This is a genomic window from Ruegeria sp. AK11 (assembly GCF_056541095.1).
Genome location: NZ_JBQFXU010000001.1, coordinates 61,661 through 88,268 on the forward strand (window position 1 = coordinate 61,661; position 26,608 = coordinate 88,268).

General features: G+C 58.1%; 31 protein-coding genes and 1 other RNA gene. 14 read left to right on the forward strand and 18 right to left on the reverse strand.

The features are described from left to right. Window positions 1-20: 20 nt before the first annotated feature. From ACR0D9_RS00325 to ACR0D9_RS00355, 7 genes are all read right to left on the reverse strand, one after another. On the reverse strand, window positions 21-689 hold the full coding sequence (locus ACR0D9_RS00325; protein ID WP_480537382.1) for a nitroreductase: 669 nt from the start codon (window positions 687-689) through the stop codon (window positions 21-23). 65 nt (window positions 690-754) lie between these two features. Further along, window positions 755-1,858 carry a TFIIB-type zinc finger domain-containing protein gene (locus ACR0D9_RS00330; protein WP_480537383.1) on the reverse strand — a complete coding sequence of 368 codons (1,104 nt, stop codon included), beginning with the start codon at window positions 1,856-1,858 and terminating at the stop codon, window positions 755-757. A 47-nt stretch (window positions 1,859-1,905) separates the two neighbouring features. Continuing rightward, window positions 1,906-3,051: an SPFH domain-containing protein gene (locus ACR0D9_RS00335; RefSeq protein ID WP_480537384.1), complete on the reverse strand. Its 1,146-nt coding sequence runs from the start codon at window positions 3,049-3,051 to the stop codon at window positions 1,906-1,908. A 22-nt stretch (window positions 3,052-3,073) separates the two neighbouring features. Next, complete coding sequence (locus ACR0D9_RS00340) at window positions 3,074-3,994, reverse strand: DUF2927 domain-containing protein (protein WP_480538226.1); 921 nt, start codon at window positions 3,992-3,994, stop codon at window positions 3,074-3,076. Window positions 3,995-4,043: 49 nt separating this feature from the next. Further along, a complete protein-coding gene (locus tag ACR0D9_RS00345) occupies window positions 4,044-5,234 on the reverse strand; it encodes a toxic anion resistance protein (protein WP_209504635.1) in 1,191 nt (396 codons plus the stop codon). 30 nt (window positions 5,235-5,264) lie between these two features. After that, on the reverse strand, window positions 5,265-6,179 hold the full coding sequence (locus tag ACR0D9_RS00350) for a 5-bromo-4-chloroindolyl phosphate hydrolysis family protein (RefSeq protein ID WP_267365963.1): 915 nt from the start codon (window positions 6,177-6,179) through the stop codon (window positions 5,265-5,267). A 175-nt stretch (window positions 6,180-6,354) separates the two neighbouring features. Further along, entirely contained in the window at window positions 6,355-7,170 is an 816-nt protein-coding gene (locus ACR0D9_RS00355; protein ID WP_267365962.1) for a pseudouridine synthase, read from the reverse strand. Between the two features lie 61 nt (window positions 7,171-7,231). Here ACR0D9_RS00355 and ACR0D9_RS00360 point away from each other — a divergent pair, with 61 nt between their 5' ends. Further along, window positions 7,232-7,690: a nucleoside deaminase gene (locus ACR0D9_RS00360; RefSeq protein WP_480486487.1), complete on the forward strand. Its 459-nt coding sequence runs from the start codon at window positions 7,232-7,234 to the stop codon at window positions 7,688-7,690. 25 nt (window positions 7,691-7,715) lie between these two features. On the opposite strand, the gene ACR0D9_RS00365 is transcribed toward ACR0D9_RS00360, so the two are convergent. Beyond that, window positions 7,716-8,687, reverse strand: a complete 972-nt coding sequence (locus ACR0D9_RS00365; RefSeq protein WP_480486406.1) for an adenylate/guanylate cyclase domain-containing protein — start codon at window positions 8,685-8,687, stop codon at window positions 7,716-7,718. Between the two features lie 7 nt (window positions 8,688-8,694). Continuing rightward, window positions 8,695-9,387, reverse strand: a complete 693-nt coding sequence (locus ACR0D9_RS00370; RefSeq protein WP_480486404.1) for a metal-dependent hydrolase — start codon at window positions 9,385-9,387, stop codon at window positions 8,695-8,697. Between the two features lie 59 nt (window positions 9,388-9,446). On the opposite strand from ACR0D9_RS00370, the gene ACR0D9_RS00375 reads away from it, so the two are divergent. Next, a complete protein-coding gene (locus ACR0D9_RS00375) occupies window positions 9,447-10,118 on the forward strand; it encodes a ceramidase domain-containing protein (RefSeq protein WP_480486402.1) in 672 nt (223 codons plus the stop codon). A gap of 75 nt (window positions 10,119-10,193) precedes the next feature. Here ACR0D9_RS00375 and ACR0D9_RS00380 read toward each other — a convergent pair whose 3' ends face one another. Beyond that, window positions 10,194-10,757: a DUF4202 domain-containing protein gene (locus ACR0D9_RS00380; protein WP_480486400.1), complete on the reverse strand. Its 564-nt coding sequence runs from the start codon at window positions 10,755-10,757 to the stop codon at window positions 10,194-10,196. Window positions 10,758-10,914: 157 nt separating this feature from the next. Continuing rightward, window positions 10,915-11,073 (reverse strand): hypothetical protein, encoded by a 159-nt coding sequence (locus ACR0D9_RS00385; protein ID WP_209504628.1) that lies wholly within the window; start codon window positions 11,071-11,073, stop codon window positions 10,915-10,917. 228 nt (window positions 11,074-11,301) lie between these two features. On the opposite strand from ACR0D9_RS00385, the gene gatC reads away from it, so the two are divergent. From gatC to rnpB, 5 genes are all read left to right on the forward strand, one after another. Next, window positions 11,302-11,589, forward strand: a complete 288-nt coding sequence (gatC, locus tag ACR0D9_RS00390) for an Asp-tRNA(Asn)/Glu-tRNA(Gln) amidotransferase subunit GatC (RefSeq protein WP_267365979.1) — start codon at window positions 11,302-11,304, stop codon at window positions 11,587-11,589. 3 nt (window positions 11,590-11,592) lie between these two features. Then, a complete protein-coding gene (gene gatA / locus ACR0D9_RS00395; protein ID WP_480537385.1) occupies window positions 11,593-13,080 on the forward strand; it encodes an Asp-tRNA(Asn)/Glu-tRNA(Gln) amidotransferase subunit GatA in 1,488 nt (495 codons plus the stop codon). A 39-nt stretch (window positions 13,081-13,119) separates the two neighbouring features. Then, entirely contained in the window at window positions 13,120-13,824 is a 705-nt protein-coding gene (locus tag ACR0D9_RS00400; protein WP_480537386.1) for a hypothetical protein, read from the forward strand. A gap of 55 nt (window positions 13,825-13,879) precedes the next feature. Next, entirely contained in the window at window positions 13,880-14,494 is a 615-nt protein-coding gene (locus ACR0D9_RS00405; protein WP_480482346.1) for an N-acetylmuramoyl-L-alanine amidase, read from the forward strand. 124 nt (window positions 14,495-14,618) lie between these two features. Beyond that, window positions 14,619-15,016, forward strand: an RNA gene (gene rnpB / locus ACR0D9_RS00410) — RNase P RNA component class A. A 6-nt stretch (window positions 15,017-15,022) separates the two neighbouring features. Here rnpB and ACR0D9_RS00415 read toward each other — a convergent pair. From ACR0D9_RS00415 to ACR0D9_RS00425, 3 genes are all read right to left on the reverse strand, one after another. Continuing rightward, window positions 15,023-15,355 carry a GYD domain-containing protein gene (locus ACR0D9_RS00415; protein WP_209504623.1) on the reverse strand — a complete coding sequence of 111 codons (333 nt, stop codon included), beginning with the start codon at window positions 15,353-15,355 and terminating at the stop codon, window positions 15,023-15,025. A 66-nt stretch (window positions 15,356-15,421) separates the two neighbouring features. Then, complete coding sequence (locus tag ACR0D9_RS00420) at window positions 15,422-16,264, reverse strand: DUF2182 domain-containing protein (RefSeq protein WP_480486394.1); 843 nt, start codon at window positions 16,262-16,264, stop codon at window positions 15,422-15,424. Between the two features lie 14 nt (window positions 16,265-16,278). After that, window positions 16,279-16,914 (reverse strand): DUF1326 domain-containing protein, encoded by a 636-nt coding sequence (locus ACR0D9_RS00425; RefSeq protein ID WP_480482006.1) that lies wholly within the window; start codon window positions 16,912-16,914, stop codon window positions 16,279-16,281. Window positions 16,915-17,191: 277 nt separating this feature from the next. Here ACR0D9_RS00425 and ACR0D9_RS00430 point away from each other — a divergent pair, with 277 nt between their 5' ends. From ACR0D9_RS00430 to ACR0D9_RS00440, 3 genes are all read left to right on the forward strand, one after another. After that, window positions 17,192-17,908 (forward strand): DUF533 domain-containing protein, encoded by a 717-nt coding sequence (locus ACR0D9_RS00430; protein ID WP_480486393.1) that lies wholly within the window; start codon window positions 17,192-17,194, stop codon window positions 17,906-17,908. Between the two features lie 127 nt (window positions 17,909-18,035). Beyond that, a complete protein-coding gene (gene rpmG / locus ACR0D9_RS00435) occupies window positions 18,036-18,203 on the forward strand; it encodes a 50S ribosomal protein L33 (RefSeq protein WP_037309480.1) in 168 nt (55 codons plus the stop codon). A gap of 216 nt (window positions 18,204-18,419) precedes the next feature. Beyond that, entirely contained in the window at window positions 18,420-18,926 is a 507-nt protein-coding gene (locus ACR0D9_RS00440; protein WP_480486391.1) for a hypothetical protein, read from the forward strand. A 183-nt stretch (window positions 18,927-19,109) separates the two neighbouring features. Here the strand turns inward: ACR0D9_RS00440 and ACR0D9_RS00445 are convergent, their stop codons facing one another. Together ACR0D9_RS00445 and ACR0D9_RS00450 are read right to left on the reverse strand one after the other, a co-directional pair. Further along, entirely contained in the window at window positions 19,110-19,886 is a 777-nt protein-coding gene (locus ACR0D9_RS00445; RefSeq protein ID WP_209504618.1) for a Bax inhibitor-1/YccA family protein, read from the reverse strand. A gap of 183 nt (window positions 19,887-20,069) precedes the next feature. After that, window positions 20,070-20,279 (reverse strand): DUF1127 domain-containing protein, encoded by a 210-nt coding sequence (locus tag ACR0D9_RS00450; RefSeq protein WP_267367668.1) that lies wholly within the window; start codon window positions 20,277-20,279, stop codon window positions 20,070-20,072. 127 nt (window positions 20,280-20,406) lie between these two features. On the opposite strand from ACR0D9_RS00450, the gene ACR0D9_RS00455 reads away from it, so the two are divergent. Then, window positions 20,407-21,288 carry a LysR family transcriptional regulator gene (locus tag ACR0D9_RS00455; protein WP_480516174.1) on the forward strand — a complete coding sequence of 294 codons (882 nt, stop codon included), beginning with the start codon at window positions 20,407-20,409 and terminating at the stop codon, window positions 21,286-21,288. A gap of 6 nt (window positions 21,289-21,294) precedes the next feature. Here the strand turns inward: ACR0D9_RS00455 and ACR0D9_RS00460 are convergent, their stop codons facing one another. After that, entirely contained in the window at window positions 21,295-22,251 is a 957-nt protein-coding gene (locus ACR0D9_RS00460) for an NADPH:quinone oxidoreductase family protein (protein ID WP_480537387.1), read from the reverse strand. A 340-nt stretch (window positions 22,252-22,591) separates the two neighbouring features. On the opposite strand from ACR0D9_RS00460, the gene ACR0D9_RS00465 reads away from it, so the two are divergent. The 3 genes from ACR0D9_RS00465 (at window position 22,592) to ACR0D9_RS00475 (ending at window position 25,249) form a co-directional block, all read left to right on the forward strand. After that, complete coding sequence (locus ACR0D9_RS00465; RefSeq protein WP_267365354.1) at window positions 22,592-22,963, forward strand: helix-turn-helix domain-containing protein; 372 nt, start codon at window positions 22,592-22,594, stop codon at window positions 22,961-22,963. 45 nt (window positions 22,964-23,008) lie between these two features. Beyond that, window positions 23,009-23,800, forward strand: coding sequence for a histidinol-phosphatase (gene hisN / locus ACR0D9_RS00470; RefSeq protein ID WP_480481996.1), 792 nt, complete (start codon window positions 23,009-23,011; stop codon window positions 23,798-23,800). Between the two features lie 114 nt (window positions 23,801-23,914). Further along, window positions 23,915-25,249: an 8-oxoguanine deaminase gene (locus tag ACR0D9_RS00475; protein WP_480481994.1), complete on the forward strand. Its 1,335-nt coding sequence runs from the start codon at window positions 23,915-23,917 to the stop codon at window positions 25,247-25,249. Here ACR0D9_RS00475 and guaD read toward each other — a convergent pair. Continuing rightward, complete coding sequence (gene guaD / locus ACR0D9_RS00480; protein ID WP_480481992.1) at window positions 25,246-26,532, reverse strand: guanine deaminase; 1,287 nt, start codon at window positions 26,530-26,532, stop codon at window positions 25,246-25,248. The two genes, ACR0D9_RS00475 and guaD, sit on opposite strands and share 4 nt — an antisense overlap. Between the last annotated feature and the right edge of the window lie 76 nt (window positions 26,533-26,608).

The following is a 26,608-nucleotide window of genomic DNA, read 5'->3' on the forward strand; positions in this document are numbered from 1 at the left end:
TATCTTGCCTGAGCGATGGTTTAGCCGCGCCAGTCGACAAAGTCACCCAGCGCGGCACGATCTGTGCGAAAGTTATTTGCGGGATGCTTTCTGTCGGAATATCCAAAGGAAATCGCGCACAGGATCAGGCGGTCTTCCGGGATCTGAAAATATCTGTGCAGGAACGGGCCATACGCAGCTAATGCGGCCTGAGGAATGGTTGCCACGCCCAACGCCTGCGCTGCCAACGAGAAAGCCGTAACAAACCCTCCGCAATCCATTGCGCCATATGGTCCAAGTTCCGTCGGGCTTGAGACGATGGCGCAATGCGGTGCGTCGAACAGAGCGAAATTGCGCATCATTTGTTGGGTCGATCCTGCCCGGTCCCCGCGTTCCACACCGACTGCTTCATAAAGCGCCCAACCGCACGCGCGGCGGCGGTCTTGATAGACGCCTGAATATGACGCGGGAAACGGAAGATCGGGGGCCGGTGCGCCTGTTTCAGCTTCGTTTTGCATCGCCGCGCGGAACCTGTCGGTCTCTGCGCCGCTTGTGATCACCAATTGCCACGGCTGCGCGTTACACCAGCTTGGGACCCGGGCCGCGCTGGCCACGATTTGTTCGATCTGCTCCTTTGGTACAGGGTCGGGCATGAAGGCCCGGCAGGAATGGCGTTTCTCCAGAAGGTTATTCAGTTCTGCAAATGACACTAGCGCCTCGTTGTTATGTTCCGACCCTTAGGATGATCATGCCGCGCGAGATGTACAAGCAGTTGCTATTGCTGCCCGTTGGCTGCCAGATACCCGACAACCCCGGCAACAAGCAGGCCCAGAACAACGGCAATCGTGATCTTGATGGCTGACCAGGGACGTTCCCCCTGAACCCGCCCGGTTCGACCGTTCACCACAAATCGATAGGTCTGCCCGCGATATTTGTAAGCCGCCATCCAGATCGGCAGCAGAATATGTTTGAAGGTGACATCGCGCACCTCGGTGTCCACCGCGTGGATACGCTGCTTGTCACCCCCAATATCGAAGCGAACATCCCGTTCGATCACGCGCGCCATATGCGCGCGGGCCTCGGTATAGCCCTCTTTGAGTTCAACCGTATACGCCTCGGCGCGAAACCCGGCGAGGTATTCTGGCTGGTAAGGTTCAAGTGCCGGCAGATCCCAAGGCTGTAACGCGTCAGTGTAAGCCTTGGGCAGCGACTGCGAGGCCAGCACCAGAACGTCATCAAAAAACCGCGCAACACGACCTGATTTGGGCGACCAGCGCACTTTTGGCACCTGTTGCTGAACCCGTTTACCGTCCCGTATCACGGTGTGGGTTTCATAATAAATCACGCCGCGCTCACCACGGTAGGTGGACTTGGTGTCGGCATCAAAGGTCCAGTAAGGCACATAGATGCCCTGCATCTTGCGGCCCTTGCGGGCATAATCCTTCAACCCGTTTGGCGCGAACCATAACCGCCCCAGCCAATCGCTCATCGCCTTATGCGCCTCGCGCTCGTCGAAAGCAAAAGGCAGAACGCCCTTCGGCTTGATATGCCGGTTCACGCCGGTGTCGGTTACCACCGGCGTGGCACAGAACGGGCATTCCGCAGCGTGCGTGTTGGGGTCGAATTCAACCTGGGCTGCGCAGTTCGGACAGGACAGAACGCGGGTCTGTTCCAGCTCGCTGTCAGGCAGACGGTCCGCAATGGCCGCGTCAAAATCCAGTTCGCGCAGGCTGGCACCTTGCCAGGGGCCCGATCCGATTGGTTCCGAATGACCACAATGATCACATGTCAGCGTACCATTGCTAGGGCTGAACCGATAATCCGCACCGCATTGCTGGCAGGGAAAGCGGTGCTCTGCAAAGTCAGGGGCGTGTGTCATACGTTACCCAATAGTGTCAGGTCAGATGGAGGAGTATCGCGTTTCGGTCAGGCCCCCGGCGGCGGTGGCGGCAGAATGGTGAACAGTTGCGCCAGTTCCTGCACGTCACCGGCCTTTTTCCAGCCGTCCTGGCCCGCGGTCCAGACATAAGTGTCGCGCGTCAGATCGCCCTCGCTGGCCATTCGGCCCATCCTGGCTTTGGAGTATGGGCCGCTGGTCTGCCCATCCACGGCGATATGCCAAACATGCTCGACCGGCGGCGGCGGCGGGGCCGTATGAGCTGCCGGACGTGGGGCAGCGGGGGCGGGCGATCCCCACGGGCCGCTCGGCTGGCCCGCTGCCATGTTTGACATCTGCTGTGCCATCGCCATGCCCATTCCCATGCCAAGACCTGCGCCCATGCCACCGCCTTGGCTGGGGTTGCTGGCCGCAGCCGTCATTGCCTCTGCTGCGGAATACAGTGTGAATTTGCCCAGATCTCCGGCCAATCCCATCGAGGTCCGCTTGTCCAATGCGGCCTCGACCGCCGGAGGAAGCGAAATATTCTCGATGTAGAATTCCGGCATCTCCAGCCCATAGCCTTCCAACACCGGGGAAACTTCAGTCGCGATCAATTTGCCCAGATCAGCCGTGTTCGCCGCCATGTCCAATACAGGAATACCTGACCCCGAAATAACGCGGCTGAACTCCTGCACGATGATGTTGCGGACCTGAAAGCTGATCTCGCTCATGGTGAATTCGCCGTCGGTTCCGACGATTTCCACAAGGAACCTGGCCGGGTCTTTGACCCGAACGGTATAGGTACCATAGGCGCGTATGCGGGTCGGCCCGAACTCGGGGTCGCGCAGCATGATCGGGTTCTTGGTCCCCCATTTCAGGTCGTTGAACCGGGTCGTATTGACGAAGTAGATCTCGGACTTGAACGGCGACTGAAAGCCATGATCCCAGTGCTGTAATGTGGTCAGGATCGGCATGTTGTTGGTCTCTAGCATATAGAGACCTGGCGTGAACACATCCGCCAACTGCCCTTCATGCACAAATACGGCCGCCTGACCTTCGCGCACAGTCAGCTTGGCACCGTATTTGATTTCATGGCCTTCACGCTCGAACCGCCAGACCATGGTGTCGCGAGTGTCGTCAACCCAATGGATGACGTCAATGAATTCTCCGGTCAGAAAATCGAATATTCCCATTTGGGTTCTCCTGTCCTTGGTGTCAGAGCGGTTGCCCCATCATTTCCCGGGCAATGACATGCACGATGGGGCGGGCCTGATCGACTGTCACGCCTGGCTCCAGCCGCTTGTCATAAAGCATTGTCAGCAGTTTTTCGTCATGGCTCGTCAGCAGGGCAAACTCGTCATCATCATTGAAGATCGATGGGCGCGCTGCCGGGCTGTCGTTCGACAATCCCAGCCCCTGTGCGATTTCTTCGTGGATACAGCTGCGGCGGACCAGATCGGTCAGCTCGGCCCGGATCAACGCAACGGCGCGCACATATTTGTACGGAGACGCCGTTGTCGCCGAGGCAAAAACAAAACAATCGAAATTCGATCTCGGATTTGCGACCAAATCAAGCGAAGCCTGACTGATATTCGGGATCAGCTGTTTCAGTCGGGACACCACATAGGTGCTGTCGTCCTTGCCCGCGAAAAAGACGTGGAAGTTAGCGTTTCGGGAGACCACGGAAATCGGATGATCCGTCAGCCTCGCCAGGCGCGAAGCAAAGGATTGAACCCGTTCCGCATCCTGTTCCCGTACAGCAGGCAGCACGGAAGGCCCAAACTCAGTCTGGATGCGCACCGGCCCCGACCAACGGCTGAGCTGCCCGTCTGTCTGGCGCGACCCGATGGAAACGTTTTGGGTCGGATATTCGCTGTAGAACGCAATCGCTTCGAAATTTCGCGCCAGATCCTGGGCATCATAAGGCGTATCGGGCCCGCCCCCGTCTGTCCGCAATAACCCCCGCACCAAAAGGTCGCGTTCGACACGCTGGTAAAACCGCGCCAGATCCTGACTTGCGGCAGAGGGCGGTACATAGGCATTCGCCGCAATAGAAACAGGCGCCGGGCGCGCTTGCGGCGCAATCGAGGATGTCAGTGTTTCATCGCAATTGGCCAAAGCCAAAAACGCCGCCATCCCCAACCCCAGTTTCAGATATGTAATATCCCGCACGCCCAGTTCAGCCTCAGCCGGGGACAGCGGTTCCAGCGTTGTCGCCGGTCCCGTCTCGTCGCGCCTTGGCGGATGCCAGAGTGTCGCGCAGTTCCGCTTCCATCTTCTGCAACTCGGCCTCGGCGGCAGCACGTTTGGCTTTTCCTTCATCCGCAATGGCAAGGCTTTCGTTGATGGTGCCGATCAGGTCTGCGTTGGCCTTTTTGACAGCTTCGATATCGAACACGCCGCGTTCCATTTCCTCGCGGATCATCTTGTTCGACTGGCGCAGATTGGCAGCATTCGAAGTCAAAAGCTCGTTGGTCAAATCGTTGGCGTCGCGCACCGCGGCAGCAGCTTCGGCGCTGCGCTGAATGGTGACGGCCTGTGCCAGTTGCGTTTCCCATAGCGGCACGGTGTTCACCAGCGTCGAGTTGATCTTTGTGACCAGCGACTTGTCGTTCTCCTGCACCAGCCGGATCGACGGAAGCGACTGCATCGTGACCTGACGGGTCAGTTTCAGATCGTGCACGCGGCGCTCCAGATCGTCACGCGCGGCGCGCATGTCACGCAGTTCCTGTGCTTTCATCACCTGTTCTTCTTCTGGCGCGGCCTGAACGGCGGCTTCCCTTTCGGGGATGTCATGGCTGTCCAACTCGGTCAGCTTTTCTTCACCCGCCGCGATATACAGCGCCAGTTCATCGTAGAAACCCAGAGTTTTCTCGTACAGCAGGTCCAGCGATTTGATGTCCTTGAGCAGTGTATGTTCATGTCCCAGAAGATCGTCAGTAATGCGGTCGATCTGCCCCTGAACTTCTTCGAACTGAGCGGTGAATTTCGCAAATGGTGCGGCTCTGCCCAGCAGCCTTTCCCACCAGCTGCGCTCGCGGCGCACGTCCAGCTCACTGACCGAAAATCCGCGGATCGTGGTCACGATATTGCGCAGGCTGTCACCTGCCGGGCCAACATCCTTGTTGCGCACATCCGCAAGCATGGCCTGACTGATTTCCTGCAATTCGGCCTGAGCGGAAGACCCGAAAGCAACAATCGAATTGGTGTTGCTCATGTCGATCTCGTCCATGCGCTTGCGGATCTCGGCACTCACGGGTTCATCGGCTTCTTCAAGCGAGATGACCTCGGCCTTTGGTTCGGGCAGGGCAACTGCGGTGACTTCCTGCACCAGTGTTTCGGCCTGAGCCGCCTTGTTCTTGATCTCATCGGACATGGGGATGTTCCTCGCTCAAATAATGGCCGGTCAGTCCAACCGGACGCCTTCGCGCTGCAATCTTTCGCGCAGCACGTCGATTTCGACCGTCAGATCACTGCGGTCATCCAATAGCATTTTCCGCGTACGCGCGGCGAAATTCTGTTCCAGATCATCCAGCAAGGCGACGTAGTCTGTCATCGCCTGCGCATCACGGGTCCGGGCGTAAACATCGGCAAACTTGACCGTCGCATCACGCGCGCCCTGTAGATAAACCGTCATGTATTTTCGCGCGCCCGCCAGATCGCGGGGGTCTTCCTCGACCGTTCGAAAAAGGTCACGTGCGGTGTCCTGAAACCGTTCCAGACGGGCTTCGATCCGGCGATCACCCGCGCGTTTGATGGCGTCCGTCATCTCGGAAAGACGGTTTTCCGCATCCTCAACGACCCGGGCAACGCGATCTTGCTGAAAGGTGTCAATTCCTTCCATGCCCTTGTCCTTCATCGGGTCAAACCCGAAGGAGGCCGAATGCAGCACCGTTGCTGCCACGCCGAACAAGACGGGGGCTAGCAGGCTGACTTGCGATACCGCTTCCGCATTCAGAAACTCGGTCCGGTAGGACGCAAGAGCGGCGCCCAGACCTGTCAGAAGGCTGGCAAAGATTTTACGGGGAAACGCAGGCCGGCGGGCAGCCTTACGGGCGTTAAACGCGGCTTCGGCCCGCAGACCTTCCCGCAGTAAAAACGCAGCTGCCGTCAGCAGGCCAGCTGCGATCAGACCAATGGTCATGCCTATCGCGCCGTCGTTCAGCGACAGAAACACCAATGGGATGGCCGGTATGAACAGGACATTGGCACGCGCGCCCGCAGGTTCGACCCGCGCGCCATCGAATTGCCCACGGGGCTGAAGAGTATCGCCGGACGTATCATCCTGAGGGCTGTATTTGCCGCCAAATCGCTTTGCCATGCGTTACAAGCCCCCAAGCACGCCTGTGCACACGCCAAACAAAAGCACCAGCAATACGGCGTAGGCGAATTTTTGCACTCCGCTTCCGGACATCACGCTCCCCAAATAGCAGCAATCACAGAAAATTTAGGGGATACGCAGGCTTGGCGCTAGGGGGAAGGTTGCCGAACCTGCATCACTTGCGGGGATTCTTGCCGATGGGCGGGCGTTTTCTTTGTGGTCGCGTCGGGCGTTTGGGGGCCGCTTCGGGTTTGGCATCCGAATCCAGGCCAAGTTGATCGCGCATAACGCGGCGGCGGATTTCTTCGACTTCGCCTGGCTTCAGATTGCCCAATTGGAACGGTCCGTATGAAACCCGCAACAAACGGTTCACACTAAAACCGATATCTTCCATGGCCCGACGGATTTCTCGGTTCTTTCCTTCGCGCAGACCGATGGTCAGCCAGGCATTGGCCCCTTGCTGGCGATCCAGCGTGACGGTCATCGGCTGGAACCGCTCTCCCTCAATCACCAGACCTTTGCGCAGAGGTTCGAAATCTTCGTCTTTCGGGCGGCCGTTTACCCGCACACGGTATTTGCGCAACCAGCCGGTCGCGGGCAGTTCGAGCTTGCGCTTGATAGCTCCATCATTAGTCAGCAGCAGCAGACCTTCGGAATTCAGGTCAAGCCGACCAACGCTCATCACCCGAGGCATGTCTTCGGGCAGCTTGTCGAAAATCGTATCGCGCCCTTTTTCGTCGCGGGTTGTCGTAACCAGCCCAGCAGGCTTGTGATACAGCCACAAACGCGAGGGTTCCGGTTCCGAGACCGGTTTGCCGTCGACCACGATCTTGTCTTTCGCCGTCACGTTCAGGGCGGGGCTGTCGATGGTCTTGCCATTCACGGCCACGCGGCCAGCTTCGATCATGCGCTCGGCCTCGCGCCGCGACGCGACGCCAGCACGGGCCAGGACTTTGGCGATCCGGTCGCCAGGAGGAGGGGTCTTGTTCATGTCTGGGCCATACCCTATCCCGCGCGCTTGCGAAAGGCAGGTTTCTGATGCAGTCAGGGGCATGGTGTTCAAATCGCATATGGAACAGGCGCTGTGTGAGGCGCGCGCAGCAGCGGATCGCGGCGAAGTGCCCGTTGGTGCGGTCATAGTCGGGCCGGACGGCTCTGTTGTGGCGGTGGCAGGAAACCGGACTCGTGAGTTGAACGATCCTACGGCGCATGCAGAAATCCTGGCTTTGCGCGCGGCCTGTGCCTATGCCGGATCTGAAAGACTGCCCGGATTTGATATCTATGTGACACTGGAACCCTGCGCCATGTGTGCAGCGGCACTGGCGGCCGCGCGCATCCGGCGCGTTTACTATGGGGCGTCCGATCCCAAATCCGGCGGCGTGGCCCATGGCGCGCGGGTTTTTTCCCACCCGCAAGCACATCACAAGCCCGAGGTCTATGACGGCATAGCCGCCAAAGAATGTGAAAACCTGCTGCTGGATTTTTTCGCGGAAAAACGAATAGAAAAATGACCGTGATCTGACAGGACGGCCACTGTCAGTTCCAGTCCAGGCGATACACTGTCTGCTGCCCGCCGAACCCTTTCAGTGCGACCGATTTTGGCGAGCTGAACCTCAGACCGCCCTCCGGGCTGCCCAGCAATCTGGTCACGTCGGTGACATGAATTTCATTCGGGCCACTTACGTCTGTCACGCGCGCGGCCTTATTGACGACGGACCCGAAGAAATCCTCATCTTTCTGTATGACGTCGCCGGTATGAATTCCAATCCGCAGACCCAGAGGTGTTTCGGAATTTGCCAATGCGTTCTTTCTTTGCAGCTCGATTGCTGCCTGAATCGCATCCTGGACCGTCGGGAAGATCGACATCGTGCCATCCCCAAGGGATTTGACCAGCCGTCCCTGATGGGTTTGGATAAGGTGTTCAGCCAGATCAAAATGGCCGGAAATAAGCTGGGCCCATTTTTTGTCACCCAAGTGCCAGGTGATATCTGACGACCCGACAATGTCAGTGAACATGACCGAAGCGGTTCCCTCGGTCTGATCCTGTGTGAACTCCTGTTTTGCGGCTTCGATCAGTGCATTCAACACCGAATGCTCGATGCCGATCTTTTCCATGTTCGAGGTCGGGTTAGACACATGCAGCTGCACCATTTTCCAGACGCCATCTTCCAGATGCAGAACAAATGTAAAGCGGTGCCAGGCTGAATTGCCGTTCGAATGAAAGGTCAGCGTCGCTTCGCAAAATGCCCAGCCTACATCCCCACATTCAAACGCTTCCAGCGAATGTTCCTGCCAGTCATAGTCCGGGATTTCGTTGGTGTGATCGGCGAAGCCACGCCGAAACACCTGCCCGGACCATGCCTCTTCATCCGCCGAGCCCTGATACCGCAGGTGTTCCGAGGATGACAGCATATTGACCAGCGCAGCCCGATCCTTGTCATGAACGGCCTGATTCCATCGCCGTACAACTGCGATCAGTTCCGGTGAAGGGACAATGTCGCTGGTCATATCATCCCTACAGCTTTATCGCCTGCATAACTTGCGGTTCGATGACGTCTACACCCGGCAAAGCACCTGCCAGCGCCTGAGCGGATTGCTCAAGAATCGGGAAGGTCTTGTAGTGGCAGGGAATTACCGTCTTGAAGTTGAAGTATCTTTTGGCGGCGTAGGCGGCAGCTTTCATATCCATGGTGAAATGCCCGCCCGCTGACAGGATTCCAATATCGGGTTTGTAGTAATCCCCCATCCAGTCCATGTCGGCCATGATGTCGGTATCACCTGAAACATAAAGCATGCGCCCCTCGGCACTGATCATGAAGCCGACCTCGCTGCCGCCTGTGCGCAGGCCGTCCGGTGTCGAAAAGGTCGAGCTGTGAGAGGCCGGGACCATTGTTACCTTGACCCCGTTCAGGTTGACCGTGCCGCCCTTGTTGAAACCAATGGTCTCGATGCTTTCGGCTTCGGCCCAGTACCCCATCAGGTCATATTGTCCCACAACCGGAATCTTCAGGTGTTTGGCCAAAGGCAGAACGTCGACGACATGGTCAAAATGCGTATGGGTCAGAAGGATGTGGGTGGCGCCATCAACGGCGGCGTCATGCTGTTCCTCGGGCAAGACCGGGTTGCCGGTCAGCCAGGGGTCGATTAGCAGCACCTGTCCCTGGGTTTCGATACGGAAACTTCCATGGCCCAACCAGATAATGTTCATAATTATTTCCTCCCAATCATTCTGTTGGCGGTAGCCTAACATCGGATAAGTAAATTTCCATGGATTGGTTTCGTGAAATAGACGGGTACTGCGAGCGGCTGTCTCCAGCCTACTGGGCCGAGCCCGTTAACGCGGTCACAAACGCTGCTTTTCTGATTTGCGCATGGGTCATGTGGCGGCGGGTGCGCAATCAGAACATGCCGCTGGCCAAGGTTTTGGTGGCGCTTCTGGCGATCATCGGGTTTGGCAGTTACCTGTTCCACACGCATGCGCAGGTATGGGCGGCTTTGGCGGATGTCGCGCCCATACTGTTGTTCATATTGGTCTATATTTTCGCGGTGAATAAAGACATCTGGAGGATGCCTTTGGGGGTGGCGCTCGGGGGAATGCTTCTTTTTCTTCCCTATGCGACGGCTGCTGTCCCACTGTTCCAACAGGTTCCGGGGCTTGGAGGGTCGGCGGTTTATGCGCCGGTCCCTTTGCTGATCCTGATCTATGCTGTTCTTTTGCGCGGCCGTGATCCGATTCTGGCCAAAGGACTGATAATCGGGGCGTTGATCCTGATCTTGTCGATTACCTTCCGTGCCCTCGATATGCGTTTCTGCGGCCAATGGCCGGTGGGGACACATTTCATGTGGCATATCCTGAATGCCATTATGCTGGGCTGGATGATCGAAGTGTATCGTGCGGCTCTCATCAGGGGCCGCGTCACCCAAACTCGTGGATCATGAGCATATGGCACGGAGGCCTGTCGTGACCATCCTTCAGGTTTATTATTCGGTCGATGAAACGGCGTTGGCCTTTTCTCAGTCTTGAAAGGCTGCGGCCAGATGATCCGGCAGGTCGAATTCGCTTAAAACCCGTGCGCGGCCCTCGGGCGACATCTTGCGGGCAGTCTTTTCAACAATGCTCTGGATTTTCTCGGCTGAGTGTTTCGCCGCAAAGGGCTGGAAATACCATTTCAGAAACACAAAGCAGATCACATCTTCCAGCGCCTGCACCTCTGCATCGCGTTTGATGCCTTGCTTGCGCAACATGCGACCCGCGGCTTCGGCCTGCTCAGCGTCATAGCCTTCTTGGGTCATCAAACTCATCACCACGTCCGCGTGATGCACACCTTGCGCCTTGCGCCAGGCCAGATAACCCGCCCGACCTTCTGGGAATTCATTGCGGGCAAGTTTCCACCGCTCGACATGTTGACCACGCGCTGCAATCTGCAAGGCGTCGGACGCGCCCGGAAACAGGCGGTCAAGCTCTGCGCTCATGCGCTCGCCGTAAAGCCGCGCTTCGGGGCGGCCATCATCGCGATTGGGGTCATTTGCGTTCGCCGCATCGATGGCATCCAGGACCGCTTGTTTTTGCGTGTTCATCAGCTGCTCCACTTGCTTGTCAGAACCGCAAGTGCCTTATGCAGTTCCCTTTTGGTATTTGCAGCAATGCTAACGACTCGCTTAGGGCTGTGCACCCTCGAATATGCGCTTTGGCCGGGTCGGAGAGGGGAAATCCGACCCAGCCGGAACCTGCGCATCACTTTGCAGGTTTAACCTTGTCCTGAGTGACCGGTTCCGTCACGGGCGAGGGGAAGGTCAAAGTGCGTGTCAGGTTGCTTGTGTCGATACCCAGGGCCATGGCCGGTGCGGCCAAAAAGGTGGCGGACAAGACTGCGGCAATCATCAGGGGTTTCATGTTTTTCTCCGGTTTGCGTTGTGTCGCACAACTAGAAATGAACAGTACAGTTCAGTTTTCAAGGTCAATATTGAACTAATTAGTTTACTTTTTTGCATACCACTCATTCAGTTTTGAATGGCGGGTGTCATGCGGCGGAACTTAAACTCGGGACGGCCCATGGCGCAGCGGTCTTGCGACTGCCGCGACAGACAGGTAAACGCCCCATAACGTAGATGAGGGAAGCCGATGTCGATTGACCAAAGCACCGCCGCCAAAGTGGCCAAACTGGCCCGGATCAAGGTCGAGGATGACGCGCTGCCGGCGCTGGCATCCGAGTTCAACACCATCCTCGGATTCATCGAACAGCTGAACGAAGTGGATGTCGAAGGTGTCGAGCCGATGGTCTCGGTCACGCCGATGCGGCTGAAACGCCGTAAGGACGAGGTGACCGACGGCAACCAGCAGGGCAAGGTGCTGGCCAACGCCCCTGACGCCCGCGAAGGGTTCTTCGCAGTTCCCAAAGTGGTGGAGTAAGACATGAGCGAGCTGAACAAACTGGGTCTGGCCGAGGCGCGCGATGCGCTGCGCTCAGGTGACGTCACTTCTGTCGAGCTGACCGACGCCTGCCTGAAAGCCATTGACGAGGCAGATGCGCTGAACGCCTTTGTCCACAAGACACCCGAACTTGCAATGGAGCGCGCCAAGGCTGCGGATGAGCGGATCCAGCGTGGCGACGCACCGTCGATGTGTGGCCTGCCGATCGGCATCAAGGATCTGTTTTGCACCAAGGGTGTGCCGTCGCAGGCGGCGTCGAAAATCCTGGAAGGGTTCAAGCCGGAATACGAATCCACCGTTTCTCAGCAACTGGCCGATGCAGGCGCGGTGATGCTGGGTAAACTGAACATGGACGAATTCGCCATGGGATCGTCCAACGAAACCTCGACCTATGGCAATGCGGTCAGCCCGTGGCGCCGTGGCAACGATGATGCGCAACTGACACCGGGCGGCTCGTCTGGCGGGTCTGCATCTGCCGTGGCTGCTGATTTGTGCCTGGCTGCGACAGGTACCGACACCGGAGGCTCGATCCGCCAGCCTGCGGCTTTCGTTGGCATCACGGGCATCAAACCCACCTATGGTCGTTGCTCGCGGTGGGGCATCGTCGCCTTTGCGTCCTCGCTGGATCAGGCAGGACCAATGACCAAGAACGTACGTGATGCAGCGATCATGCTGGAAACCATGTGCGGGCATGACCCCAAGGATTCGACCAGTGCCGAACTGTCCGTCCCGAATTTCGAGGCCATGCTGACCGGTGACATCAAGGGCAAGAAGATCGGTATCCCGAAAGAGTACCGTATGGACGGCATGCCCGCCGAGATCGAAAAACTCTGGGCCGATGGCGCAGCGATGCTGAAAGCTGCGGGTGCCGAGATTGTCGACATCTCGCTTCCGCACACCAAATACGCACTGCCCGCCTATTACGTGATTGCCCCGGCCGAGGCGTCTTCGAACCTCGCCCGTTATGACGGTGTTCGCTATGGCCGCCGCGCACAGCTGGCGCAGGGCGATGGCATCACCGAGATGTACGAAAAGACCCGCGCCGAAGGTTTTGGCCCCGAGGTGCAGCGCCGCGTGATGGTCGGCACATATGTGCTGTCCGCAGGTTTCTATGACGCCTATTACAATCGCGCGCGCCGGGTCCGGACATTGATCAAGAAAGACTTCGAAGACGTGTTTGCCGCAGGTATCGATGCCATTCTGACACCGGCAACCCCTTCGGCGGCTTTCGGTCTGGGTGAAATGACCGAGGCGGACCCTGTTCAAATGTATTTGAACGACGTCTTTACAGTTACCGTGAACCTCGCTGGCTTGCCCGGTATCTCGGTCCCCGCAGGGCTGGATGCACAAGGTCTTCCCTTGGGGTTGCAGCTGATCGGGCGCCCGTGGGAAGAAGGTGACTTGCTCAACACCGCTTATGCGCTGGAGAACGCAGCCGGATTTGTGGCCAAGCCCGGCAAATGGTGGTAAGCCTTCGGGCAACTGGATTTCTGAAAACGGAGCCAAACAATGCGTGTTTTGCTTTTGGTCCCGGCCCTGACACTGGCTGCGGCTTGCACCAATGTCGCGCCGTTGACCAGCACGGGTTTTAACACGCCTGAATATCAGGCGCAGCGCGAGGCTCAATTGGCGGGCCAGGGTGGAGCGATCAATCCGCTACTGGCTCCGGTCGATGTTTCCCAGCAACCGCTGGGCGCGTCGGGAGCATCGACCTATGCAACGGGCGAGAATGCGGACATCGCCAACCAGACTGCCGCTGCGTTGGCCAGCACGTCCGGGCAATCCGCGGTCCCCGTGTCGCCGGCTTCCGGCTCCAGCAGCAGTGCGATCTCTGACGAGCAGGACTTCGCAGCCGTGTCCGAGAGGCGCAGCATCCAATCCGATGCCGCCCGGATTGAGCAAAACCGCCAGACCTACGAAGTCGTCGCGCCAACCGCCGTGCCTGAGCGCACGGCGAGCGGCCAACCGAATATCGTACAATATGCGCTGAGCACCTCCAATCCGGTGGGCACACAACTCTACAGCCGTTCCGGTTTCAACCTGCAAGCCAAGTCACAGCGGAACTGCGCGCAATTCCCGTCACCGGATCAGGCTCAGATCGAATTCCTGTCCAACGGCGGTCCGCAACGTGACCGCAAGGGTCTGGACCCGGATGGCGACGGCTACGCCTGTGGCTGGGACCCCAGCCCGTTCCGCAGTGCCGTTAACAACTGACGCCTTAACGCCGATCTGGCATCCGTCTCCGAATTTCGGCAAGCGCCGGGGCGGGATGGTGCCATCCTTGATCGTGATCCACTATACGGCCATGGACGGTGCGCAGGCGGCTCTGGATCGCCTATGCGACCCGGCTTCCGAAGTTTCGGCTCATTACCTGATCGGGGGTGATGGCACCCTGTGGCAAATGGTGCGTGAAGAAGATCGCGCCTGGCATGCCGGCGCAGGGGAATGGGACGGCAAGGACGACATCAACTCGCGCTCGGTTGGGATTGAACTGGATAACACCGGCAAACATCCGTTCTCGCAGCCGCAAATGGCGGTGCTGGAACAGTTGTTGCCCCTGATCATGACCCGCTGGTCCATTGCGTCGTCCGGGGTCATTGGGCATTCCGATATGGCGCCCGGCCGTAAATGCGATCCTGGGCCGCGCTTCGACTGGAACAGGCTCGAAAAGCAAGCGCTGGCCAAACCGCGCGGCACAGGAGTTGATCCGATGTCACCCGATGCAGAAGCATTTCGCGCCTCTGCTCGGATGGCAGGTTTCACCGCCCCCGTGGACGATGCAAAACTGCTGGCCGCTGTCCGATTGCGATTTCGCCCCTGGGCGAAAGGTCCGCTGGACATGGCGGATATGAATGCGGTCACCCCGTCGGACACAACAACCTGATCCGCTCTTCATCTGGCCAAAAATATCCCGGGGTTGAATTGGCCGCAGGCCAAGAAGGGGCTGGCCCCTTCTCGGACCTGTCAGCTCTTGACGCCGCAGACCGCAAAGCCTACCCAGCCCAGGCGCGGAGGGCCGGATGGCCGCTGGGGCGTATGCCCGAGAGGAAAGTCCGGACTCCACAAGACAACGGTGCCGGGTAACGCCCGGGCGGGGCAACCCGACGGAAAGCGCCACAGAAATCAGACCGCCCAGGGCCTCGGCCCCGGGTAAGGGTGAAACGGTGGGGTAAGAGCCCACCGCGCCGCTGGCAACAGTGGCGGCACGGCAAGCCCCACCGGGAGCAATGCCAAATAGGGTCCCCGCGCGGGCCGGTCGGCGCAAGCCGATACCGCCGCTAAGCGCGTCTTGGCCGAGAGGGACCGGGTTGGCAGCTTGAGCCGTGCAGCAATGCACGGCCTAGAGGAATGGTCATCGAAGGGGGCAACCCCGGAACAAGATCCGGCTTACAGGCCCTCCGCGCGTATCTACTTATCCTCCGGGCGGCGTGTAGGTCCCCGCCAATCTTGCGGCTTTCTCAGTGACCGAAACGAACTCGTCCGCAGTCCAGGCTCGAACCGTTTCTATGTTCGTGACCGCACCCGATGCCGCGACCGCCATGCCGACCGCCACAGCATCTGTTCCGTCTGGCGCTTCGCTGATCACGACCACGTCATTGCTGCCGGTTGTCATGTAGAAGGACAGCAGTCGACCGCCGACTTTCTCCAGCAATGCTTTCACTGGGCCGGTTCGGTTCTCGGGCTTTTGCAACATGCCTTTGACACCAGCTTGCGAGTAAGTTGCGTAGGTAATGAAAACAGGCATTGGTACCTCCTTTTTAACGAGAAATCACAGGGCCTTTCAGTCAGCCGCCCCGGGGGCCGTCTTGCGTCAGATGCCGGAGATCAGCGGTGCCGCGATGTGCCAAAGACCTGCGCCGATAAGCGCCACACCTGACACCGGCACCAGCCACCGGGCTGTCGGCAGAAGCTTTTCCAGCGCAACATAGGCGGCAATGCCAACGATCCAGTAGAGGTTCATGATTCCACCGACGAAAAGCAGCAACATCAGAGCCCAGCAACAGCCCAGGCAATACGTGCCGTGCAGGGCTCCGGTTCTGAGAGCGCCGAAGGGTCCGGGCCGGTTGTGACCGGCCAGAAACCTTGCAGGGCTCTGGCAGTGACGAAGGCACGCATTCTTCAAACTTGAAAACTGATAGAATCCGGCAGCCAGCAGAACACATCCCGCGAAGGGGCCAGAGCGGATTGTCATCATCGGCCCGCTCGACAGCCCGATATGTTCCAACCCCCACTGCAATGCCGTTGCAGTCAGGCTGAACGCAGCCCAGGTCACCAGATAGCCCAACAGGAAACACAGGCTGAACGTTGCGGCGCGGTCTTTCTCAGGGCCCATGCGCTTTGTCGCTGCAAACAAAAGCACGGCTGGCGCGGCACTTGGGGTCATCATGGCAATCATCATGATCCACCACATCAGGAAGATGAGCAGAGTGTAACCGAGGCTCCAGGCGGTTGCGGAACCCATCTGCATGGGCTCCCCAACCGGGCCTGCCATGCGGGTCATTTCGACCGCAGACATTTTCATCCCGACGCCGGCAACTGTGTACCAGGTGGCAGCAAGAATGATCAGAAGGACGCTGCCCAACACGATTGCATTGTCCTGCCTCAACAGCCGCTCAATCGCCCCGGCAGGGGCTGTCGCACTCTGTCTGGTCATGAGAGGGTCTCCGGCTACGCGCCCAGAACACCGTGACCCGAGAGGTTCAGATGTGCGAGATGGGCGTGCGTGGCATCAAAGGTAAGGCTGATTTCGCCGCCCGTTGTTTTGGCCGACCCCGAGGCAGCCTCGGCGTGGCGGTACTCAAAGCCGTTCGGCAACTGGATCGATGCCCTGTGCGCGGCGCCCGATACGATATGTGGAATCGGGCTGACCTCGACGTCGAAGACCCCCGGAACATTGGCGTAGCCGCTACGATCATCGCGGTTCCAGTTCAATTCGATTGGGACAAAAAGCGTATCATATTTCGTCGGGGCCATCGCACTGTAAACGTACCACATGGTCGCCATTTCATCGGTGTCTTCGCCGGTCATGATGGCCTGCAATGCTGCGCGCTGTTCGGCTGTAGCACTTTCGTCAATGATCAGTTGCATCTGACCATTGCCTTCGTGGATCGGTCCCGGCCAGTGATAAACACCTGCTGCCCGCAAACCGGCCAGATCAGTATCGCCATAATGCCCGCTTTCGATGTCGAAAACGACAACAGCCTCGCAATTTCCGTGTGATGGAAGAACGCTGAATTGGCAGGGACAGCCGAAATTGCAATTACAATTGGCCAGTTCTTCGCCCTGAATAACCCATTCTGTCATGATAGCCCCCCAAGAAAAGCTGCGTAAAACAACACTGCTCCGCGCGGGCATTACCTGTTCACACTGCCTTGGTCGTCGAGCCTGAAGTTGGCCTCTTGGACGTATCAGTTGCGGCAAACCTATCACGATATCGTGATATGTACAAACTTACTCACTGTCTTTTGGTCCTCATCGGCTTGGAAATTCAGTCCGGAATCCCGTGGGGGTTGAACGTGGTATTCGCCTTTGCAATCCTTTGATAGAACTGGGGCGTATTTTGAAAACCGGGAGGATTGTCATGAGCTTTATGAAGACACTTGCGTCCGTTGCAGTTGGTTTCGCGGCTGCGAAGGGGATGGAGAAATACCAGAAAATGGGCGGAATGGCTGGCTTGCAGGACATGATGCAAGGCGCAGGCGGCGGCCTTGGTATGGATCAGCTTGGCAAAATGGCCGAACAGTTCGGCCTTCCCGGAGGTGCGACAGGCCTTCAGGACATGATGGGTAAGATGGGGCTGGGTGGCAGTGCCGCAGGTGCCGCAGGTGCCGCCGGTCTTGGCGGGCTTTTGAATGCGATGCAGGGGGCGGCCAGAACTGGCAGCCAGCAGACCACCGACATGATGGAGACGGTGTTTGGCGGAACACCAGCCGGGGCTGCCATGGAAGCTCAGGCCAAGCTCATGTTGCGGGCGATGATCCAGGCGGCAAAGGCAGACGGCGAGCTGGACGAGCACGAGAAAGAAACGATCCTCGGAGAGTTGGGCGATGACATCAGTGACGAGGAACGCGCATTCGTGCAGGAACAACTGAACGCACCTGTCGACGTCATGGGTCTGGCAGCTGATTCTGGGGCACCGCTCAGAACGCAGATTTATGCGACATCTCTGGCGGCAATACGGTTGGACAATGATCGTGAGGCCGCATATTTGCGGCAATTGTCCACTGCGCTGGGTCTTTCGGACAGTGAAAGGGACCAGATTCACAGCTATATGGGTGCGCCAACGTTACCGGGTTGAACCTGTGCCCGATTCCTGGGCTGGGATCGTCCGATTGGCCTTGACATGCACGGCGTAGCGCGTAAAAGCGCACGCTCATAGGAATTCAACCGAAAGGCCCCTGCCTTTCCGGACGCAGGAGATAACCATGGCGAAGCCGACGACAATCAAGATCCGTCTGAACTCGACCGCGGGCACGGGCCACTTCTACGTGACCAAAAAGAACGCGCGCACCATGACCGAGAAAATGACCATTCGTAAATACGATCCGGTCGTTCGCAAGCATGTCGAGTACAAGGAAGGCAAGATCAAGTAATCTTGCCGTTCCATTTGGACTTTCCAAAAGGGCTCTGCTTGGCAGAGCCTTTTTTTGTGTTGAGTTCCGGTGGTTTGTTGCCAAGAATGTCAGCATGCCCACCTGGGGCCGTTGCAGGAGCGCATCAGCCACCGATGCAATCGCATGGCCTGTGGCTTGCTTTTTGTGCCGACCTGCAAGTACGCTTGAGCAAACCGCCACAAAATGTTGACCGCCATGAAAAAAATCTTGTTATCCACAATTGCCGTTCTGACTTTGGCGGCCTGTGAAGACCCGTTTAACCGCAAAGGTGTTGGGTTTACCGGAATCGATGGCGAACCCCGCACGATTTCCGACGTTCCCGGAGCCGTCGCATTTCTGCCGCCTGAAACGAATGTCCCGGCCGAGCTGGCAGAACTTCAGACCGTTACTCTCTTGGCTGATGAAGTGGACCCCTCCAAGGTGGCAGCCGTTGCTATCGACAATGGCGGGCGGACGCCGGACAATGCGGTGCAGCTACAGGGCAGCGATACGAATCTGTTCCTGAGCACCGTCAGCGTCAACGGAACCTTGTATGGTGTCCTTCGCACACCGACGAACAGCGTAAAGGTCGACAACTCGGTCGGCGTTGGTTTCGCGCAAGAGGCTGAGCGTTTCACCGGGTGTCTGCCTGCCGGTGATGTGTTCCGCAAAGGCACGTCCGAGCGTAGTTCGGGCTTTGCTGTACCGTTGAATTGCAGCTAAGTCTTACACCTTCTGATGTATCAAGCCCTCGCTGATCTAGCGGGGGCTTTTTCTTTGCGGGGTACGCGGACGTCGTCGCCTTGTCCGCCAGGATTCATGTACCGGGCAAGCGCGATCATCAGTTGGTTCTAAACGAAAAAAGGCCGGTCTGATGACCGGCCTTTCCCTTACGTTGGTTTGCAGTTACTCGCGGTTACCCAAGAATTGCAGCAGGAACATGAACAGGTTGATGAAGTCCAGGTACAGGTTCAACGCGCCCATGATAGCGGCCTTGCCCAGCCATTCCTGATCGCCACTATGGGCCATTTGCAGGTATGTGTTCTTGATATTCTGGGTGTCATAGGCGGTCAGGCCCGCGAAGATCAGAACGCCGATGGCCGAGATTGCAAAGGCAACCGCCGAAGACGCCAGAAAGATGTTCACAACCATCGCGACAATCAGGCCGATCAGGCCCATCATCAGGAAAGTGCCCATGGCGGACAAGTCTTTCTTGGTTGTGTAACCATACAGGGACAGGCCCGCAAACGCGATTGCGGTGATCAGGAAGACCTGAATGACCGACTCACCGGTGAAAACAAGGAAGATCCAGCTGATCGAAACGCCCATCACCGCCGCAAAAACGTAGAACACCAGCTGTGCGGCAGCCGCCGACATACGGTTGATCCCGGCGCTGAAGCCGAAGACAAACAGCAGAGGTGCAAACATGATGACCCAGCGCAGGGGCGACGCGTAAATGCTATAGCCCAGCGATGTCAGATAGGTGTCGGCATTCAACTGTGCTGCTGCGGCTGACGGATCGCTTGTGGTTGCCAGGCCTGCGATGGCCCAGGCTGCTGCGAATGTGATGAGCATGCCTACGGACATAGTGCCATAGACTTTGTTCATATGGGCGCGCAGGCCCTCATCAATCTCGGCAGCGCGCGCGCCGGCCGCCGTCCGGATCGTGTCGAATTGTGCCATCAAAGGGTCTCCCTTTACATAATTATTCAGCCCCCCGGCTGTGCGGGAAGCGTTCTAGGCAAATATCGGCAACTCAGGGCTGTGTTTCAAGTATTTACCGCGGAAAACCAACTAATTTACGCAACAAAAGTGACGGTCCGCATCAGCCGACCGCCACTCATGAAGTTACTATTTGATTTTGCATCACTTCTGCCAGAATTCCGGCGCGTCCCAGACGAAACGGCTGGCTTCGGCATCAGCCTCTGATCTGGAGACTCCGATGTCCTGAAGGGCGCGGTCATCAAGCCGTGCCAGTTGGCGGCGTTGACGCTTCAGGGAAACAGCACGCCTGATGATAGTGCCGAGCGATTGCTTTTGGGGCTTGCAAGGGCGATGAATGGCAATTTGGGTCATATTTATTGTCCTTTCGTCTTTTTTCGATGATTTTTCATGTCTTCATCAATTTCCTTGATTGATATGGGAGAGTATGACATATTTTAAAAACGAATATTTTTGATGGAACCCATAAGGAATTGTGAAGATGCGGAATCTGGACATCACAACCCTGCGTTCATTTGTTGCTGTGGCGGATCAGGGTGGGGTGACGCGCGCTGCAGGTTTCCTGCATCTGACGCAATCTGCGGTCTCGATGCAGTTGAAACGGCTGGAGGAGCTGCTTGGCCTTCAGCTGTTGGACCGCAGTGGCAGAACGATTGCCCTGACCGCGTCCGGTGAACAATTGCTGGCTTATGCGCGCCGTATGATCGCGTTGAATGATGAGGTCATCTCGAAACTGACCGATCAGGCCTTTGAAGGTGAGGTGGTATTGGGGGTTCCTCACGACATAGTTTACCCGGCCATCCCACGGGTCCTGCAACGGTTCAACGCGGATTTCCCGCGAGTCCGAGTTCAGTTGGTGTCGTCTTATTCATTGCAATTGAAAGAGATGTACAAACGCGGCGAATGTGACGTGATCCTGACCACGGAACCGTCGTCGGTGGACGGTGCGGAAACCATTGCAGAGCTGCCCTTGCGCTGGATAGGTGCGCCGGGCGGGTCGGCCTGGCGTAAGCGTCCGCTGCCTTTGGCACTTGGACGTCGCTGCTTGTTTCGACCACAGGTGATATCGGCGCTGGATGCGGCCGGTATCCCCTGGGAGCTGTCGGTGGAAACTGAAAACGACCGCACAATCGAGGCCACGGTCAGCGCTGATCTGGCAGTGTATGCGGCACTGGAAGGTACCGAAGCCGCACATCTTGAACAGATCGAAGGCGGCGGTGCGCTACCGGACCTGCCTGCGCATATGATCAACCTGTATGGTGGAGAGCCGGGTCGAGACGCGGTTGTCGAAGCGCTGGCGCAGTTAGTGCGTCAGAACTTTCGCCTGCTTGGGGGGACACAGCTGCGCGCCGTGGTGGGCTGATTGCGGTCAGGGGGTGATCACAATTTTGCCTGTCGATTTTCGCTCTTTCAGCAACCGCATGGCCTGCGCGACCTCATCAAGAGGCAAGACGTGGCTGATGTGTGGATTGATGCGGCCCTCGGTGTGCCAGCGGAAAAGGGTGTCAAAACTTTCGCGTACGGCTTCTGGCCGGAATTTCAGATACCCGCCAATGTAAAAGCCGATCACGGTCAGGTTCTTGACCAGCAGATGATTGGCGGGGATTTGCGGAACTTCCCCGCCGGCAAACCCGATGGGCAGCAGGCGGCCTTCGGGATTGGTGGCGCGGAAGGCCGCCTTGAACACATCGCCGCCGATTGCGTCATAAACGACATCCGCGCCGCCAAGCGATCTGACCCGAGCCCTTAGATCCTCTGCGGCATCAATCAGGTGATCGGCCCCTGCGGTGCGGGCAACGGCCAGCTTTTCAGGGCCGCGGGCCTGTGCGATGACGGTGGCACCCATGAGCTTGCCGATTTCAACCGCGGTCAGCCCAACACCGCCTGCTGCGCCGGTGACCAGAAGCGTTTCGCCGGGTTGCAGCCGGGCACGGTGGTCAAGGGCCATGTGACTGGTGCCATAGGCTATCTGGATCGCTGCGGCGTCTTCGAAACGGGTCGTGTCCGGCAGCGGGATCGCGCGATCGGCGTCGAAAACGCCATATTCTGCCAGACCGCCCTGACCGGAATAGACGGCGATCCGGTCTCCCGGCTTCAGGGTGGACACACCTGGACCGATGGTATCCACGACACCGGCGATTTCCATACCCAAAGTAAACGGCGCAGGCGGTGTATCCTGATACGTGCCTTTCTGCATCAGCAGATCAGCGAAATTCAACCCGCAGGCTTTGATCGCAACCCGCACCTGACCCTCACCCGGCTCGGGTTTCGGTACATCGCACAGCTGGGCAACTGCCCCGTCAGATCTAATACAATAGGCCTTCATTTGGTTCCTCACGTGCTTGGGGCATAGGCACGTGGGCTGTGCGAGATGTCAATTCCTTATGCGCGGCGTCCTGAAACGTCTGAAAATCTGTCGCATATCCAGCCGGGCCACGCGAACAGCGGGCAGGGCATTTGACGCATACAACCACAGCCCTTGTGAAGGGGAATCGACTCAACCAGCTTGAAAAAAAATTCAAAACCGGCAATATTGGCAAGCAGTGCTGGTAACGGGGGACGGCACAGTCCGGATTTGGGGGCGGTTAAGGAAGCCCCTATTGGTATTGCGATCTCGGACGTCGCACGATCCCGTACAAAAGTGTGTGTAGTAGAGGAGAATACCAATGACTCATCACGTCGATGTCCATGTGGGCAAGCGCGTTCGGCATCGCCGCTGGCTGATTGGGATGACCCAGCAACAATTGGCGCAGCAAGTTGGTATCAAGTTTCAGCAAATCCAGAAATATGAGACCGGAGCCAACCGAATCAGCGCGTCCCGCCTGTGGGACATTGCCGAGGCATTGGACGTACCGGTCAGCTTCTTCTTTGAAGGTCTGGAAGAGGCCCAGAAAAGCAGCGCGGAAAAGAAATCTGTTCCAGCCGATCTGATGGGCGATAAAGAAGCCCTGGATCTAGTTCGCTCTTACTACGCAATTCCGGAAAACCAGCGCCGCCGCCTGTTTGAACTTGCACGTGTCCTCAGCGACGTCGCCTGATCAGACCGGCTTGACTTTGTCAGGTAATGCACGCACCAGAGCGCCATGCATCCGGCGAGTTTAAGCGACATTGAAATTGCAGAAGAAATGGCCGAAGCGGCACGCGCGGCCATTCTTCCTTTTTTTCGTCAGACCAACCTGGAAACTGCGAACAAGCTGACCGTAGGGTTTGACCCCGTCACCGTGGCGGATCGGGCCGCTGAAAAAGCCATGCGAGAGGTGCTGTCCCGATTGCGCCCTGAAGATGGCGTATTGGGTGAAGAATACGGTGCGCACAAGGGCAGCAGTGGCCGAACCTGGGTTCTGGACCCCATCGACGGCACGCGCGGGTTTATCAGTGGCACACCAACCTGGGGCGTTCTGATCGCGCTCAGCACAGCAGACGGGCCGGTCATGGGGGTGATTGATCAGCCCTACATTGGCGAACGCTTTGTCGGATCGACAGCTGGTGCGCACCTTACAGGGCCACTGGGGACCAGTAAGCTGCAAACACGGGGGACGAAGTCTCTGGCGCAAGCGACGCTGTTCACCACTTTTCCTGAAGTCGGCACCCCGGATGACCGGGCCGGGTTTCAGGCCGTATCGGAGCAGGTGCAACTGACCCGATATGGAATGGACTGCTACGCTTATGCCTTGTTGGCCGCTGGGCAGGCAGATCTGGTGATCGAAGCAGGGCTGAACGCGTATGACATTCAGGCGCCTATCGCGGTTATTCAGGCGGCAGGCGGAATTGTGACCGATTGGCAAGGCGGCCCGGCGCATGAGGGCGGTCGGGCATTGGCCGCAGCCAACGCAGAAATACATGCAGAGGCACTTAATATCCTGCGTCGGTTCTGAAACCAGTTGTCGCAGATACCGATGGCGGGTACATAATACCCGGTCGGTTCTTAAGCCCGTTTTCCGCCGACCTTCGCACTCCTTGCAAGAGACGGGCAGATGCAGGAGCGCGACATGACAGAAATCCTACTCAAAAACGCTGATCTGATCCTGACGATGGACGAGTCCCGGCAGGAACTCCCCGCGGCGGACATTCTGATCCGCGACGGCCAGATCGCGGGGATCGGGCACGGATTGCAGACACAAGGCGAGGTTCACGATGTTTCGGGCTGTCTGGTGACACCCGGGTTAGTGAACACCCATCACCATCTTTACCAAACGTTGACCCGCGCGGTGCCGGGCGGGCAGGACGCATTGCTGTTCGGGTGGCTTCAAACACTTTATTCGATTTGGGAGAAGTTCGGACCGGACGAGATGTTCACCTCGGCCCAGATCGGTTTGGCAGAGCTGGCGCTGTCAGGCTGTACGCTCAGTTCCGATCACCTGTACCTCTACCCCAATAGTTCGCGTCTGGAGGACACGATTGCTGCCGCATCCGAGTTGGGGATGCGATTTCACCCGACACGTGGCGCGATGAGCATTGGTGAAAGCGATGGCGGCCTGCCTCCGGACAGTCTGGTGGAAGAAGAAACTGCCATTCTGGACGACATGATCCGCGTCGTGGATGCTTTTCACGATCCGTCAGAAGGGTCGATGTGCCGCGTAGGTCTTGCCCCGTGTTCACCGTTTTCCGTCAGCCGGGACCTGATGCGAGATGCAGCCCTTCTGGCACGGGACAAAGGCGTGATGTTGCATACACATCTGGCTGAAAACGATGAAGATATCGCCTATTCACAGGCTCAGTTCGGTTGTCGGCCCGGTCAATACGCCGAAGATCTGGGTTGGACTGGCCCGGATGTCTGGCACGCTCATTGCGTCAAGTTGGACGGGGCCGAGATTGATCTGTTTTCACGTACGAAAACTGGTGTCGCTCATTGCCCATGTTCGAACTGCCGTCTGGGATCAGGCATCGCGCCGGTGCGGACGATGCGCGATGCGGGGGTAAAGGTAGGCCTCGGCGCTGATGGCTCGGCCAGTAATGACAACGGTAATCTGATGCTTGAGGCCCGGCAGGCGCTGCTGTTGCAACGGGTGGTCAATGGGGCGGATGCGATGTCGGCCCGCGAAGCATTGGAGATTGCAACACGTGGCGGGGCCGATGTGCTGGGGCGTCCCGACTGCGGGCGGCTTATGCCGGGAAAACGCGCGGATGTCGCTGTCTGGGATATGCGCAGTATCGAATGCGCAGGCAGCTGGGACCCGGCAGCTCTGCTTCTGGCCGGTCCGATGCAAGTAAAGCACCTGTTTGTCGAAGGCCGCCAGATCGTGCGGGATGGGCATATCACGACGATTGACCTGCCCCGCGTGATTGAGCGTCAAAACAGTCTTGCCAAGGGGTTGCAGGCCTAGGCGGCCTGCCGCCCACCAATCCAGACCTCGGCCACAGCCCGATCATCACCCATCATGATGGTCGGGAAGATTGCCTCCCAAACATCGTTTGCACAAGCTTCGCGCTGGGCGATGGCCGGGGTCGAGGCGAGATCAATCACGACCAGATCCGCCTCCATTCCCGGAGCAATGTTGCCGATGCAATCATCCATCCGCAGGCTGCGCGCCGACCCGACTGTACCCAGCCACAGCAATTGCGCCGGATGCAGGGGGCGCCCACGCAACTGACCGATTTCATATGCGGCAGCCATGGTGCGAAGCATTGAAAAACTTGATCCGCCACCGGTATCCGTTGCCAAACCGATCCGGTGGCCATCGTGGATCAAGCCGTTCATGTCGAACAGACCCGACCCTATGAAGGTGTTCGAGGTGGGGCAGTGGATCAGCGACGCATCAACCTCGCGCAGACGATCGCGTTCCCGGTCTTCCAGATGGATGACATGCCCATAAAGTCCGTTCTGCCCCAGCAGCCCGAACTTTTCGTAAGTGTCCAGATAGTCCCGCGCATCGGGAAACAGGGAGCGGACCCACTCGATTTCGTCTGTCTGCTCGCTCAGGTGTGTTTGCATCAGGCAATGGGGATGCTCCGCCCAAAGCGCGCCCATGGCCTCAAGCTGTTCAGGGGTGGACGTCGGTGAAAACCGGGGCGTGATGGCATAGGACAGGCGGTCGACACGGTGCCATTTCTCAAGCAGCGCGGCAGATTGGTCATAGGCGGTCTGGGCTGTGTCACGCAGACCTTCAGGCGCATTGCGATCCATGCAGGTCTTGCCCGCGACCACGCGCTGTCCCCGTTGCAGCGCGGCAGTGAAAAAGGCATCCACGCTTTCGGGGTGGATGGTGCAAAAACTGCACATCGTCGTGGTGCCATGGGCGGCAGTCAGATCCAGATAACGGTTGGCGATTTCAGAGGCGTATTCAGGATCACCAAACTTCATCTCTTCCGGGAAGGTGTAGGTGTTCAGCCAGTCGATCAACCGCTTACCCCAACTGGCAATCATGGCCGTCTGTGGGTAGTGCACATGCGGGTCAACGAAACCTGCAATGATCAGGTGATTGCCATGGTCCTTGATGACGGCATCAGGGTGACGCCGCATCAGCGCATCAGACGCGCCGACATCGGCAACGCGCCCTTTGTCAATCACGACAGCTTCGTCCAATCGGGTCGCTTCGGTTGGCTCTCCGTCAAAGGGTGAGCCTGTGAAACTCAGAACGCGCCCTTTCAAAAGCGTCTTTTGCGCCATTTGCCCTGTTCTCCACCTGTTTGGGACCGCGCTGTAGCATAGGCAGACGAAAGAAGTGGGTAAATCGGCGCATTGT